The following is a 14,046-nucleotide window of genomic DNA, read 5'->3' as shown; positions in this document are numbered from 1 at the left end:
CGATTATCAGGCTTTTCTGTTTTAAAGGGGGACGGAAAGGGAGACGGTTTTTGCTTTTAAAGTGTCACTCTATTCTAAACCGCTGTAACCATTTTCGATTGAGTGGGATGTTAGGCATTTCTAACTTCTTTTTTTTAAATTGGCCCCCTGACCAGACAATTGAGAAATGAAGTTTATTTACATATTCATAGCTACTATATTTCTAGCTTCCTGCACACCTCCCCAAGAAAAACCCACCATGGATGCGCTTGCAGAAGACTATGTAAAACTAGTGTTGGAAATCGGGCAGTATGATAGTGATTTTGTAGATGCCTATTATGGCCCGGAAGAGTGGAAACCTATCACAGAAAAAAAGGATAGTTTACCGGGTGACCTTCTATCACGTGCCGATGAGTTGATCAATCAGCTTGCTCAGGTAGAAACAGAAAATTTTAGTGAACTTGAAAAAGACCGTCACACCATGCTGGGTAAGCAGCTACTCGCTGTTAAGACAAAACTAGAAATGATGTCTGGTAAGCAGTATAGCTTTGATGAAGAAGCCAAATTGCTGTATGATGCTGAACCGCCTCATTATAGCCTGGCGCACTTCGACAGTTTATTATCTCAGCTTGAAAATGAACTACCCGGTGAAGGAGATCTATCGGTGCGATATAATGAGTTTGCCAATCAGTTTATCATACCTAAAGATAAGTTGGATACTGTATTTCAGGTAGCAATCGCAGAAGCCAGAAAGAGAACCAATGCTCACTATGAGTTGCCTGACAATGAGAATTTTGTGCTTGAATATGTTAATGATAAAAGCTGGTCAGGCTATAACTATTATCAGGGCAATAGTCAGAGTTTAATACAAATCAATACCGACTTTCCCATTTTTATACAGCGAGCCATTGATCTGGCTTGTCACGAAGGTTACCCGGGTCACCATGTCTTTAATGCCTTGCTTGAGAAAAACCTCGTTAATGAAAAAGGTTGGAAAGAATTTTCTGTCTATCCTTTATTTTCACCCCAATCGTTGATAGCTGAGGGCAGTGCTAATTACGGTATCGATGTGGCCTTTCCGGGTGAAGAAAGGGTGCAATATGAAAAAGAAGTGCTGTTTCCGATAGCAGGACTGGATGCTGCTCAGGCAGATAAATATTACAGAATTCTCAGTTTAATGGGGGATTTGAACTATGCTGGAAATGAGGCTGCAAGAAAATATCTCAATGGTGAAATCGATCGGGAAGAGGCTGCGAGATGGTTAGAAAAGTATTTGCTTTATGCTCCGGATCGTGCTTTACAACGCACAAGATTTTTTGATCAGTACCGCAGTTACGTGATCAATTACAATCTGGGTAAAGATTTGGTGGCTAATTATGTGAAATCAAAAGGTGGTATTGTAGATAATCCGGAAAAGCGATGGGAGGTATTTGGAGACTTACTCAGCACACCCAACACAGCCAGTAGCTTGAGGGAAGAATAATTGGCCTAACCGTCTGTGTTTAGCTCTTCTTCCATTAGCCTTACCTCTTCTGGTGAGAGGTACAGATCATCAATTCTTGCCTTGTAGTCTTCAGGTAAATGCTCATGGTTAAGGATATATTTTTTTGTTTTGATGATCAGGTCGGCACACCCGTGGGAAATTGCATAACGATCAGCCTCGAGTTCGGCATTTTTAAGAAAAGCTCGTGAGGTAAGGTAATTAAAGCCAAAGCCAATCATTTGAAAAGAACTGCGATCTACATAATCCATAACGTGACCAAGCTCATGGGCCAACCAACCGACAAGTATATCGTGTGGCACCTCTTCAATAGGTTTAATCTGATCGCCTAATTTTAGAAACTTACTGATCTTGATTTTATAAGTTCTAGCTACTTTCTTTTTGAAGAGGGTCCTGACTCTGGGTTGAGCCTGCATCACCGCATTTTTGATATTATCTCTAAAGACAAAATCGATTTTGGTCTTCCATAATTCTGGGAAATACGAGAGGGCTTCTTTTATCTCCTCAGAAAGTGATGCAGGTACGGTTTTATTTTGAAAACTTAAATTTCTTCGTTCAACACTCTGCGCTTGCACGATAAGTGGTAAGCACAAAACTGTAAGTAAAAGATATGTCTTAAGTTGTTTCGTCAAAATATAAAGCCTCCTTGGTATCAATAAGTTAGGATAGCAGAAGGTAACCTAAATTTTATGTGTTCTTTAAATAATACTATGCTGATTTTCTTACCTGTTCTTCGGTCACTTTGCCCTGCTTAAGCGAAGCAGCCAATTCTTTAGCGTGAGCTCTGTTCTTAGAGTACTTAATATGATTGGGTACTCCTCGGAGGTCATGTATCAAACCAAGCCAGCTAAACATTTTAAGCCCGTAATAGGTAAAGTCGATTTCCCACCAGAAAAAGCCTTGTCGCGCAGCCACCTCATAGTAGTGGTGGTTGTTATGCCAGCCTTCACCCATGGTAAGTAACGCAAGCCAAAGGCTGTTTTTCGACTCATCACCTGACTCATAACGCTGTTTACCAAACTTGTGCATGATCGAGTTGATCGAAAATGTACCATGGTAAAGTATCACTGTACTAAGGAAAAAGCCAATGAATAAGGTAGAAAGACCGTGGTGCGTAAACATAAGCAACGGGCTACCACCATTTACCCAGGCTCCTATTGCAGTTACCAGTAATGCTAAAAATACAGGAGGCACGAGGTAATGCTTATTTAACCAAACCAGCTCAGGGTATTTGGCGTAATCACCAATGGTTTTATAATCTGTCTCTTTATAATCAGGTCCAATTATCCAGCCAACATGAGAATACCAAAAACCATAAATTTTCATCGAATGAGGGTCTTTGGGTGTATCGCTGTGTCTATGGTGATGTCTATGATGAGCAGCCCACCATAATGCACCTTTTTGAGCAGAAGTCTGTGCCATAAAGGCAATTACAAATTGAAACCACCGTGAGGTTTTATAAGATTTGTGTGAAAAATACCGGTGATATCCTCCGGTAATCCAGAACATTCGGCCGAAATAAAGTACAGCACAAACGATCCAGTCGAAAAGTGTAGCGCCTGTTAAAAGTGCTCCTAATGGAAGCAAATGGACGATTGCAAAAGCTATTTCCTGTTTAAGAACCGGCTTTTTTCTCTTTTCTAATTTTAGTGTTTGTTGTGACATAATTGCTCAATTTGAGCTTGGTAAATAAAGTGCAAAATTACAAAATAATTTAACACCACTGTTTTATTGAGTTTACACAACAACAAGAGCGATTTTATGGTTCGTTAGAGAAACCATCAGACAAAATTATTTTTCCAAAGTCTTCTTAATCTCGTTGAGCTTAAGTAGCGCTTCCACCGGGGAGATGGTATTTATATCTAATGCATCGAGCATTTCCTGTACCTGTTTAAAGCGCGGGTCAGCTTCAAATAGACTCATTTGATAGGTCGCCTTTGGTACTTCTTCGAGCTTTTTTCGGGTATCGTTTTTATGCTTGTCTTTTTCTAAAAAGTGCATGATTTCATTAGCGCGGATCACTACCTTGTTTGGCATACCAGCAAGTTGTGCCACATGGATACCGAAGCTGTGCTCACTACCCCCTTCCTTGAGCTTTCGCATAAAGATGATTTTATCTCCGACTTCCTTTACTGAGACGTTGAAGTTCTTGATGCGTGGAAAGTCTTCAGAAAGCTGATTCAACTCATGATAGTGTGTGGCGAAAAGTGTTTTAACTCTAAAGTCCTGATGGTTGTGCAGGTGCTCTACAATTGACCAGGCGATAGATACACCATCATATGTACTTGTACCTCGGCCAATTTCATCCATCAAGACCAGGCTTCTGTCGCTTAGGTTATTGAGAATACTAGCAGTTTCAGTCATTTCTACCATAAAAGTAGATTCACCTTTAGACAGGTTATCAGAGGCGCCAACACGGGTAAAAACTTTATCAACAATACCTACCGATGCACTTTTGGCCGGTACGTAAGAACCCATCTGTGCCAGCAAAACGATGAGTGCTGTCTGCCTTAGTAGCGCAGATTTACCAGCCATGTTAGGGCCGGTGATGATGAGTATCTGCTGTTGTTCGTTGTCTATATAGACATCGTTGGGTACATAAGATTCACCTAAAGGCAATTGCTTCTCAATCACCGGGTGTCTACCGGCTTTGATGTCGATTGTTGTAGTGTCGTTTACTTCAGGCCTTATGTATTTGTTTTCTCTTGCAGTAATGGCAAATGAACTCAAACAGTCGACCATAGCGAGTACTTTGGCATTTTTTTGAATAGGCTCGACATAATCAGCGGCAGCGATTACAAGCTCATGAAAAAGCTTTTGCTCAATTACGACCAGTTTATCTTCTGCACTAAGAATTTTTTCTTCGTACACCTTAAGCTCTTCGGTAATGTAGCGTTCAGCATTTACAAGGGTTTGCTTTCTAATCCACTCCGTAGGCACTTTGTCTTTATGAGCATTGCTCACCTCAAGGTAGTAGCCAAAGACTTTGTTGTAGGCGATTTTCAGAGAAGGAATACCTGTACGTTCTATTTCTCGTTGCTGTATTTGTACGAGATAGTCTTTACCAGAAAAGGCAATTTTGCGTAGTTCATCAAGCTCCTCATCGATGCCTTCTTTGATTAAGTTGCCCTGGTTAGAAACAATGGGAACATCGTCTTGAAGTTCTTTTTCAATCTTTTCTAAAAGAAACTCACATGGGTTGATCTGGTCGGCTAGTTTTTCCAAATGTGGTGCTCCACTGGCAGCCAATGCCTCTTTGATGGGGAGGCTGTTTTTCAAGGCTTTCTTTAGATGAATAACCTCTCTGGGGTTAATTCTACCAACGGCCACCTTAGAGATAAGTCGCTCTACATCTCCTATTTGTTTAAGACTATTTTGCACCTCATCAAGTAGCTCATTATCCTGGTGGAAAGTGTCTACGATTTCGTGTCTTTCAGCAATTACAGCGGTTTCTTTTAGGGGAAGCACAACCCATTTTTTCAATAAACGGGCACCCATTGGGGTCACTGTGCGATCTAAAATATCGATAAGAGGTACACCACCATCTTGCTGTGGGTAAATAAGCTCGAGATTTCTGATGGTAAATTTATCCAACCACACATACTTCTCTTCATCAATACGACTGATGGAAGCAATATGCTTAATGTCTTTGTGCTCGGTTTCTTCCAGATAATGAAGCACTGCACCAGCGGCAATCACCGCTTCTTGTAAGTTTTCTATACCAAAACCTTTGAGCGATGAGGTTTTGAAATGGTTGATGAGCTTTTCATACCCAAAATCATGGTTGTAGATCCACTCATCGAGGGCAAATGTATTATACTCATCCTGGAATAGGTTGGAAAACTCTGCTTTGGAACCCTTGCTATAGATGACCTCAGAAGGGGCAAAGCCTTGAAATAGCTTAGAAATATATTGTCTTGAGCCCTGGGCAGCCATAAACTCCCCCGTAGAGACATCTAAAAAAGAGACGCCTACTTTGTCTTTTCCAAAAAATACTGATGCAAGAAAATTGTTATGTCGCTTTTCGAGCACATTGTCATTAAAAGACAAACCCGGAGTTACCAGCTCAGTCACTCCTCGCTTTACAATTCCCTTTACAGACTTAGGATCTTCTAATTGATCACAAATGGCGACTCTATTACCCGCTCTTACCAATTTTGGTAAATAGGTGTCGAGGGCGTGATGAGGAAACCCCGCCAACTCAATATGCGATGCGGCTCCGTTGGCACGCTTGGTAAGCACAATGTCCAACACTTTGCTTGCAGTGATAGCATCCTGACCGAAGGTTTCGTAAAAATCACCCACTCTAAATAGCAGCATAGCACCAGGGTACTTCGTTTTAATCACGTTGTACTGCTTCATTAAAGGAGTTTCTTTTGCGGTCTTTGCTTTGGCCATTATGAGTTTGCTATTAGGCTACAAAGATTCATTTTTTTAGAAGTAACTGCAATAGTGATTGATTGCAGGATTGAGCTTAAACTGGTGATTAATAAGAAAGTATAATCTATTACTTTTGCAGCATGAGAAAACTGGCCAACGAAGAGCTTGATAGAAAATCGATAGAAGAATTTAAGGAGGCTGACAAGCTGAAGGTGTCTATTGTGCTAGACAACATTAGAAGTCTTAATAATGTGGGGTCGGCTTTTAGAACCTCAGATGCATTTCTAATAGAAAAATTGTACCTCGGAGGTATTACCGGAACACCTCCTCACAGAGATATACAAAAAACAGCTTTGGGCGCTACCGAGTCTGTGGCCTGGGAGCATGTAGAAAATCCACTTGAGTTGGTCAAGCAATTGAAGGCTGATGGCTACACAATAGTATCAATTGAGCAGGTTGATAAAAGCATTATGCTAAATGACTTTCAACCCGAAGGAGAACAAAAATACTGCGTGGTTTTCGGCAATGAAGTTTTTGGTGTTTCAGATGAGATAGTATCAGAGAGCGATATTTGTCTTGAAATTCCTCAGCATGGCACCAAGCATTCTCTCAACATATCAGTGAGTTTGGGAATAGTGGTTTGGGATTTTTACAATAAGTTGAAATAACCTAACTATTTAATATTCATTGAGTGGCTTAAAATCACCCGGTGATTTCAATATTATTATTGTTAATGCAACTCATCAACAGCTATATTCATTGGAACCCTGACCCGGAAATAATAAATATTTTTGGGCTTTCAATTAGGTATTACGGGCTATTTTTTGCTGGAGGAATATTACTATGTGTCAATATTTTAAGCTGGATGTTTAAAAAAGAAAAGCTTTTACCCGAAAACCTCGATAAATTGACAACGTACTGCGTTATCGGAATCGTAGTGGGGGCAAGGCTAGGTCATTGTCTATTTTATGAACCTTCACATTATCTCAATAATCCGATTGATATTTTAAAAATATGGCAGGGAGGTTTAGCCAGTCATGGTGGAGTGCTAGGCCTATTACTTGCCATGTACTTATATTCTCGAAAGACACGGCATTCCATGATACATGTAGCTGATCTGATTACGGTTGTGGCAGGTCTGAGTTTTGCCCTGATCAGATTAGGTAACTTCATGAACTCTGAAATAGTAGGTTTGCCAACTACAAAACCTTGGGGTGTGGTTTTTGAAAAAATAGACTTAGTGCCTAGGCATCCTGCTCAACTATATGAAGCCATTTCATACCTTATCATTTTTGGAATTTTAATGATTCTTTATAAAACCAAAAGAGAAAGTTTTAAAAATGGGTTCTTTTTCGGATTGGGTTGTATATTATTCTTCTCCGCAAGATTGCTTATAGAATTGACTAAGGTAAATCAAGTAGCATTTGAAGAAGAATTGACTTTGAATATGGGTCAGCTTTTAAGTATTCCATTTATTTTGATTGGGATAGTATTTGTTATTAGGGGGCTAAGAAAAACAAAAGAATCCAGCAGTTATTCTTAGAGTTATAAAGACTCATCAACAAAATTTGCTGAGTGACTTTGAGTTAGCCAGCTAATTCAATGTCATAAAAAAGTCGTCCGATCTCACACAGACCAGACGACTTCAGACCAGTTTAGTTTTTTAATGTTAATAATTTACGGCCGCAGCAGCATTTAATGTGCCCCACCCAAAGCTGGAGCTTCTATTGGGATATAAGTCCGCGGTGTTGGTCATTTTACTGAGCACATCAGATCGGCTCATGTTGGGGTTTTTAGCCCACACCAAAGCTGCTATTCCTGCAGCCGTAGCGGTAGCCACAGAAGAACCACCTACAGTGCTAGGTTGGTTGCCACTCATCGACAATGTAAGCGGATGATTATTGCTTCCGGTTCTTTCCATCACAACAGTAAAATCAACTTTGCTTCCTGAGTGGCATACATCACAGCGCTGGTAGCCACTCTCCTTAATGCCCGTGACGGCAACAGTTTCACTCATCGAAGCTGGGAAAATCACTCCATACCAATTGGTAAATGTGGTTGAGGTACCGGCTGCAGCAAATATCAATTTGCCTTTTCCGTAAGCGTACCTTACTGCATCAGCTACTTTTGAGTTAGAGAAAACATCACCTATCGACATGCTGATGATTTTTACATCGCTACGGTTGCCTAAAAATACCAACGCATCCGACACCCCTGTTTTTTCTTTGCTACCATTGATTACTACATCACCTGTACCTCGTACAGCTACAAGATTGGAGTTATAGGCAACACCTACAGAAGATCCACTGTTGCTACGCGGGCCGGCTATGACTCCTGCCATAGCGGTACCATGTCCACAGTCATCATCTGGCCCGTCTGGGTTGGCCCACCACCACCACGAGCTTACATAGAAACCGTATTTATTGACATATCTGCCAGACGAATAGCCAGAATTAAACTCATTATTCAATTTAGCTTGATCTGGTGAAAGACCTGTATCAATTACACCTACAGTAATACCAGCGCCTGTGCTTGAGCTCCAGGCATTAGTAATGTTATTTGAAGTCAAATGCCAAGAAGCCTTTGCTCCCGGAGCTATGTTAGTATAATCAGAACTCGGGATACCAAAGTCTGATGAGTTACTACAGCCTTTGCTGCTTTCCACCCTACCCGTAGAGGTGGCTGTGCTGAAGTCTACTTCATAGCCTAATGGCTCAGCGTAACGTACATTGGGCATTGATCTTAATTGTTTCACTGTTTGTAAATCAGTGATTTTCATTTCCACAAAAGGTAGTACTTCATGAGAGCGAATGACAATTTCATTCCGGCTTACATCTTCATCTGTAAGTCTGACTGACTCCACAGCATCGGTAATTATCTGATCAGATGCTTTTTGCCAATTAGGCTCATTCACATCTATTTCAGCCATTCTGGAGTTAATGTCTCCGGATCCATCAGGCTGATAACCCACTGTAATTATTGAGTCGCCATGAATGAGCGCACTCCAGATGACTTTGTCTGAAGCGTCAGACCAGTTAAACTCATCATTCTGCTGCAATGAGTTGATGATGATGTTGTCGATTTCTGCTTTAGAAATGATGTCTTCCTGGGGTTGCTCAGGGGCAACCATGGTGGTGTCTTCCGAACATCTGAATAGCACAAAGGCCATCAGGATCAGAAGGATTCTGAGGTTTTTCATTTGGTTTAGGTTTAGGTTGATTAATTAAATACAATACGCTTTATTATGCATGCAGCGTATTTTATTCTTATAATTTCGAAAAAAATAAGGGGATTTACAAGTGATTTCTCACCTACCTAAACCTACCATTTGATCTGCGGTAACCTAAAAATTAAGAACGGTTTTGAGCTGTTGGTATCCGGAACGGCTAACAGAAACCTTATCTCCATTTTTTAAAATGGCAATAAATGAGTCTTTGGAGTAAGCTTCTAATTTATCGATCATTCTCACAGCCACTATGAAGGAGCGGTGGACACGCACAAATTCGTTTTCAGGCAAAACCGAAGTCAACCATTTCATGGTGAGCTGCTTAAGATACTTGTTGCCTTCGCTATGTATGGCTACGTAATCGTCTTGAGCCTCAAAATAATCTATTTTATCGATAGAAATAATCAGAATTTTACTTCCAGATCGTATCACCACCCGATCCAAAGACTCTTGCTGTTCTTTGTGGTCTTGCATGATTTTCTCGATAGCAGTACCGCTCTCACTTTGCTCTATTTTAGCAGTCGCTTTCTTTAATGCTTCTTTAAAACGGCTTTCGGAATATGGTTTCAATAAATAATCAGCTGCATTCAGCTCAAAAGCTTTAATGGCATATTCATCATAAGCGGTGCTAAAAATAATCACGGGCTTATGTTCCAGTACTTCCAGCATTTCAAAACCCGTGAGCTTAGGCATTTGAATGTCCAGAAAGATGAGATCAGGCTCGTGCTCCTGAATAGCTTTCATGCCTTCAAAACCATTGGCACACTCAGCTACAATATTTATGTTACTTTCTTTTTTAAGATAAGCCTTGATTACATCTCTGGCCAGTTTCTCGTCATCTATTATTACCGTTTTGATCATATTGTTATGCCCTGAGGAATTTCTAATTTAACACAAAACTTATCTTTTCCACGTTCCAAAGTCACCAGGTCGGGAAATCCATAAATGATTTCTAGTCGGCTTCTCACGTTTTTAAGGCCAATACCCTTTCCCTTTTGTACAGCCGCATTAGAGTCATAGTCGTTAGAGACTTTTATTACCAGGCGAGAATTTTCTAATGTACAAGTAGTATCTATAGTTACGGCATCCAATTGCTCATATACACCATACTTGATAGCATTTTCATATAAAGGCTGCAAGATCATATTAGGCACTTGTAAGGATAGAAGTTCTTTATCTATCTGTTGATTTACTTTTAGCCTATCTCCAAAGCGCACCTTTTCAATATCCAGGTAAAGGTTCATTTGCTCGAGCTCTGCTTGCAAACTGTGTGTTTCGGTATTTTCCTGTCCTAGTGATCCTCTCAAAAATGAAGATAGCTTAATCACCATTTCCCTTGCATTGTCAGGGTCACTGATGGTAAGTGAGCTGATGGAATTGAGGCTATTGAATATAAAATGAGGGTTAATCTGAAACTTAAGCATTTCAAGCTCACTTTGCTTCAGCATGGTTTGTAATTCGGCCTCTTGCTTTTCTTTTTCGCTAAGGCTAAAAGAGTTTTTTAGCAAATAATAAACAAGAATAATTACGCTTAAATAAAGACCACTGGTTACAAGTCTCCAGGGTTTTACATTGGCTGAGAAAGCCATGTACTGAGCTTGATCACTATAAATTTGATAAAGAAGCGTATCGCAAATAAAGCTGACTGAAAATGTACCCAAAACCACTATTACCGCAAAGGTGCTCATCATACTCAGCACGCTTTGGTTAGAAGGTTTGAAGTACTGTATCGCCCACCATAAGCTAAAGCCCAGGCCGGCTAATAATAGGTTACAAACAACAGCATCACTTATAGAAATTTTTAAAGGAAGCTGATACGAAAGGTTTAAAACCATGGCATGGGCAACAATGATTATCGCCCATGCCAATATATAATATATGAATCCCTGACCTTTAAACGGATGCTTCATTTTTTAAAGCTTGATGTCTCCACCCCCAAACATTACAAAACCTTTTACTCTCAGTACTTTCGTTTTGTCTGGCACTACCTTCAAAGCAGATGACCTGTTGTCGCTAAATCCACCGAAGAGTGCAAATACATCTACTTCTATTGTCCAGTCTGGTGGAACTTTGATGTCTGTACCCCCAAACATTACAAAGATATCGAGTACATTTTCTCCTTCACTTAAGTTGGCACTTCTGAAGTCTATATCTGAGCCACCAAATATTGCAGTGATTTTTCCACCCTTAAATTCCTGTGAGTCAATCTTTCGCTCACCACCACCAAATATGGCAGTATCATCAAGGTAGTCTATGTTATTTTTTTTTTCGTCTCTGGCTCCTTTGCCAAACCCACCGCCTCTTCTCACAATAAGGGAGATACCAACTAAGATGATAGCCAAAGGCCAGAAGATGTGCCAGATATCCCTGACTCTAAAAAGGTCGAAATCCTGAAGTAGAAAGATAGAGCCTATGCCTACCATAATTATACCGGGCTCGGGTTTATTTTTCCCAAATATAAAGTAAGCACCTAGCACAATTAGAAATGTCTTCCAGCTGATTAAATAATGTGGAATGTAGTAAGGTATTATATCCAGGTTATCTAATAACCAAAAACCTCCGATGACTACTAGTATGAGACCGAACCATACTCTTTTGTCTGTTTGTTGTTGTCCACTCATGATTTTGTTGTTTTAATGTCTATACAATTTTACCTGTTACGGCTATATTTCGTTGACACAAATCGGTAAGTGCCGACAGGATATCGGTAAATGCCGAAAACAATACCGCCAAGATTTCGAAGTATCTACACTTATGGCGCTTTCTGTAAGATTCTTTTCCTTTATTTTCTAAATTTGTTAGCGCAAAAAGATAAAAATAAAGCACATACAATACATATGGACTATCGCATAGAAAAAGATACGATGGGCGAAGTAAAAGTACCCGCAGATAAATACTGGGGAGCCCAAACCGAAAGGTCACGAAATAATTTTAAAATTGGAGCGGAAGCTTCAATGCCTCTGGAAGTGGTTTATGGTTTTGCTTACTTGAAGAAAGCAGCTGCTTATACCAACCACAAATTGGGAGTGCTTAGTGAAGAAAAGCGTGATTTAATAGGAAAAGCGTGCGATGAGATCTTGGAAGGCAAGCATGATGATCAATTTCCTCTAGTGATCTGGCAGACTGGTAGTGGTACGCAGTCTAATATGAATACCAATGAAGTAATCGCCAACCGTGCGCATGTATTGGCTGGTAATAAATTAGGAGAAGGCGATCGAACCATTCACCCGAATGATGATGTGAATAAATCACAGTCTTCTAATGATACATTTCCTACAGGTATGCATATCGCTTGTTATAAAATGGTGATAGAAACTACCATGCCTGGTGTAAAAAAATTACGAGATACGCTCCACAAGAAGTCTCAGGACTATATGAACGTGGTGAAAATAGGCCGAACCCATTTGATGGACGCCACACCGCTTACATTGGGTCAGGAGTTTTCTGGTTATGTATCACAATTAGACCATGGCCTTAAAGCTTTAGAAAATACATTGGACCACCTGAGTGAATTAGCACTTGGAGGTACTGCGGTAGGAACAGGTATCAACACGCCTGAAGGATATGCGGAAACGGTGGCGGAATTTATCGCAGATTTTGCGCAGCTACCATTTAAGACAGCAGAAAATAAATTTGAGGCATTGGCCGCTCATGATGCCATCGTAGAATCACATGGCGCTTTGAAGCAACTGGCCGTTTCATTAAATAAAATTGGAAATGATATCAGGTTGTTGGCTTCTGGTCCGCGAGCTGGTATTGGGGAGATAAACATTCCTGCCAATGAACCGGGAAGTTCTATTATGCCGGGTAAGGTAAACCCAACACAATGTGAAGCACTTACTATGGTATGCGCTCAGGTGATGGGTAATGATGTGGCGATCACAATAGGTGGTACACAGGGCCATTACGAGCTTAATGTATTTAAGCCAATGATGGCGGCTAACTTTCTTCAGTCTGCAAGATTGATAGGAGATGCATGTGTTTCTTTCAACGATAATTGCGCGGTAGGAATCGAGCCTAATGAGAAAAATATAGAGCAGCACTTAAACAACAGTTTGATGCTGGTAACAGCACTAAATACGCACATTGGGTACGAAAAAGCAGCAAAGATTGCCAAAGCAGCACATGAAAATGGCACTACACTTAAAGAGGAGGCAGTTAAGTCCGGTTTTCTCACAGAAGAGGAGTTTGCTAAATGGGTAAAGCCTGAAGACATGGTAGGCAGCCTCAAAAGCTAATTATTTTTAATTATTTAATAATATTGAGTATATTTTCGACAGTTTTAGACAAATAGAAATCAAATGAAAAAATTATCAGCAATACTCACCTTCGTCTTGGTAGGAGCTTTCTTTACCACTTCGTTCGCTCAGCTTTCTAAGGATGAGCAAAAGGAATGGAAGAATAAAGCTAAGGAGTATAAAAAGAATCCTGAGGCATTGAAGAACCTTGTGGAGGAGCACCAAAGTTTGCAAGGACAGGTAAATAGCCTTAAGAGTGAGAACAATGCGATGCAGTCGAGGCTAAGTGACAAAGATGCTAAGATAAGCGAGTTGCAGGATGACCTTACAAAGCTGAGAAGCGATTTGGCAGCGGCACGTGCCGAAGCCAGAAAAGCTAAAGAAACTCAGAGCGAGAGCCCGGCAATGTCGGCAGGTGGTGAAATGGTTGACGGTGTAGTATTTAAAGTACAAATAGGCGCTTTTAGAAATAAAGACCTTTCTAAATACTTCGAAAACAACCCTAATTTTGGTGGGGAAACTGCTGATGACATGCAGAAGATCACACTGGGTCAGTTCAGAGATTACTGGGAAGCCGATACTTTTAAAAAGTACTTAAGAGAAATGGGTGTTAAAGACGCCTGGATCGTGCCTTATAAAGATGGTACCAGAGTGCCTATCAAAGATGTGTTAGAAGGTGTAATTTCAGAAAAGCCTGCTACTGATTCTTAATTAGAAACACA

General features: G+C 40.4%; 12 protein-coding genes. 5 read left to right on the top strand and 7 right to left on the bottom strand.

The genetic code is table 11. The features are described from left to right. The first annotated feature begins 166 nt into the window (after positions 1–166). Positions 167–1,462: a DUF2059 domain-containing protein gene (locus E1176_RS15195; RefSeq protein WP_155211561.1), complete on the top strand. Its 1,296-nt coding sequence runs from the start codon at positions 167–169 to the stop codon at positions 1,460–1,462. 5 nt (positions 1,463–1,467) lie between these two features. Here the strand turns inward: E1176_RS15195 and E1176_RS15190 are convergent, their stop codons facing one another. From E1176_RS15190 to mutS, 3 genes are all read right to left on the bottom strand, one after another. After that, positions 1,468–2,055 carry a M48 family metalloprotease gene (locus E1176_RS15190; protein ID WP_155211559.1) on the bottom strand — a complete coding sequence of 196 codons (588 nt, stop codon included), beginning with the start codon at positions 2,053–2,055 and terminating at the stop codon, positions 1,468–1,470. Positions 2,056–2,188: 133 nt separating this feature from the next. Then, positions 2,189–3,145 carry an acyl-CoA desaturase gene (locus E1176_RS15185; protein ID WP_155211557.1) on the bottom strand — a complete coding sequence of 319 codons (957 nt, stop codon included), beginning with the start codon at positions 3,143–3,145 and terminating at the stop codon, positions 2,189–2,191. A gap of 126 nt (positions 3,146–3,271) precedes the next feature. Further along, a complete protein-coding gene (gene mutS, locus E1176_RS15180) occupies positions 3,272–5,878 on the bottom strand; it encodes a DNA mismatch repair protein MutS (protein ID WP_155211555.1) in 2,607 nt (868 codons plus the stop codon). Between the two features lie 122 nt (positions 5,879–6,000). Between mutS and E1176_RS15175 the strand changes: the two genes are divergently transcribed. Continuing rightward, a complete protein-coding gene (locus tag E1176_RS15175) occupies positions 6,001–6,528 on the top strand; it encodes an RNA methyltransferase (RefSeq protein WP_155211553.1) in 528 nt (175 codons plus the stop codon). Between the two features lie 41 nt (positions 6,529–6,569). Next, entirely contained in the window at positions 6,570–7,403 is an 834-nt protein-coding gene (lgt, locus tag E1176_RS15170; protein ID WP_222933160.1) for a prolipoprotein diacylglyceryl transferase, read from the top strand. Between the two features lie 126 nt (positions 7,404–7,529). Here lgt and E1176_RS15165 read toward each other — a convergent pair whose 3' ends face one another. The 4 genes from E1176_RS15165 to E1176_RS15150 form a co-directional block, all read right to left on the bottom strand. Further along, positions 7,530–9,059: a S8 family peptidase gene (locus E1176_RS15165; RefSeq protein ID WP_155211551.1), complete on the bottom strand. Its 1,530-nt coding sequence runs from the start codon at positions 9,057–9,059 to the stop codon at positions 7,530–7,532. A 144-nt stretch (positions 9,060–9,203) separates the two neighbouring features. Next, a complete protein-coding gene (locus E1176_RS15160) occupies positions 9,204–9,947 on the bottom strand; it encodes a LytR/AlgR family response regulator transcription factor (protein WP_155211549.1) in 744 nt (247 codons plus the stop codon). Then, entirely contained in the window at positions 9,944–10,996 is a 1,053-nt protein-coding gene (locus E1176_RS15155; protein ID WP_155211547.1) for a sensor histidine kinase, read from the bottom strand. The genes E1176_RS15160 and E1176_RS15155 overlap by 4 nt, the downstream gene beginning before the upstream one ends. Before the next feature lie 3 nt (positions 10,997–10,999). After that, the gene (locus E1176_RS15150) at positions 11,000–11,707 is read right to left on the bottom strand and encodes a LiaF transmembrane domain-containing protein (protein ID WP_155211545.1); all 708 of its coding nucleotides are present in this window, start codon (positions 11,705–11,707) and stop codon (positions 11,000–11,002) included. 216 nt (positions 11,708–11,923) lie between these two features. Here E1176_RS15150 and fumC point away from each other — a divergent pair, with 216 nt between their 5' ends. Then, a complete protein-coding gene (fumC, locus tag E1176_RS15145) occupies positions 11,924–13,324 on the top strand; it encodes a class II fumarate hydratase (RefSeq protein WP_155211543.1) in 1,401 nt (466 codons plus the stop codon). 63 nt (positions 13,325–13,387) lie between these two features. Then, positions 13,388–14,035, top strand: coding sequence for an SPOR domain-containing protein (locus tag E1176_RS15140; protein WP_155211541.1), 648 nt, complete (start codon positions 13,388–13,390; stop codon positions 14,033–14,035). Positions 14,036–14,046: the final 11 nt, after the last annotated feature.

Source organism: Fulvivirga aurantia (assembly GCF_009711475.1).
GTDB classification, from domain to species: domain Bacteria; phylum Bacteroidota; class Bacteroidia; order Cytophagales; family Cyclobacteriaceae; genus Fulvivirga; species Fulvivirga aurantia.
This window is presented reverse-complemented; position numbering and strand designations above follow the sequence as displayed.

Excerpts from the sequence above, each read along its gene's own strand:
- E1176_RS15140 (WP_155211541.1), top strand. The coding sequence starts at position 13,388 with ATGAAAAAATTATCAGCAATACTCACCTTCGTCTTGGTAGGAGCTTTC.
- E1176_RS15150 (WP_155211545.1), bottom strand. The coding sequence starts at position 11,707 with ATGAGTGGACAACAACAAACAGACAAAAGAGTATGGTTCGGTCTCATA.
- E1176_RS15185 (WP_155211557.1), bottom strand. The coding sequence starts at position 3,145 with ATGTCACAACAAACACTAAAATTAGAAAAGAGAAAAAAGCCGGTTCTT.
- fumC (WP_155211543.1), top strand. The coding sequence starts at position 11,924 with ATGGACTATCGCATAGAAAAAGATACGATGGGCGAAGTAAAAGTACCC.
- E1176_RS15155 (WP_155211547.1), bottom strand. The coding sequence starts at position 10,996 with ATGAAGCATCCGTTTAAAGGTCAGGGATTCATATATTATATATTGGCA.
- E1176_RS15165 (WP_155211551.1), bottom strand. The coding sequence starts at position 9,059 with ATGAAAAACCTCAGAATCCTTCTGATCCTGATGGCCTTTGTGCTATTC.
- E1176_RS15195 (WP_155211561.1), top strand. The coding sequence starts at position 167 with ATGAAGTTTATTTACATATTCATAGCTACTATATTTCTAGCTTCCTGC.
- E1176_RS15175 (WP_155211553.1), top strand. The coding sequence starts at position 6,001 with ATGAGAAAACTGGCCAACGAAGAGCTTGATAGAAAATCGATAGAAGAA.
- E1176_RS15160 (WP_155211549.1), bottom strand. The coding sequence starts at position 9,947 with ATGATCAAAACGGTAATAATAGATGACGAGAAACTGGCCAGAGATGTA.
- mutS (WP_155211555.1), bottom strand. The coding sequence starts at position 5,878 with ATGGCCAAAGCAAAGACCGCAAAAGAAACTCCTTTAATGAAGCAGTAC.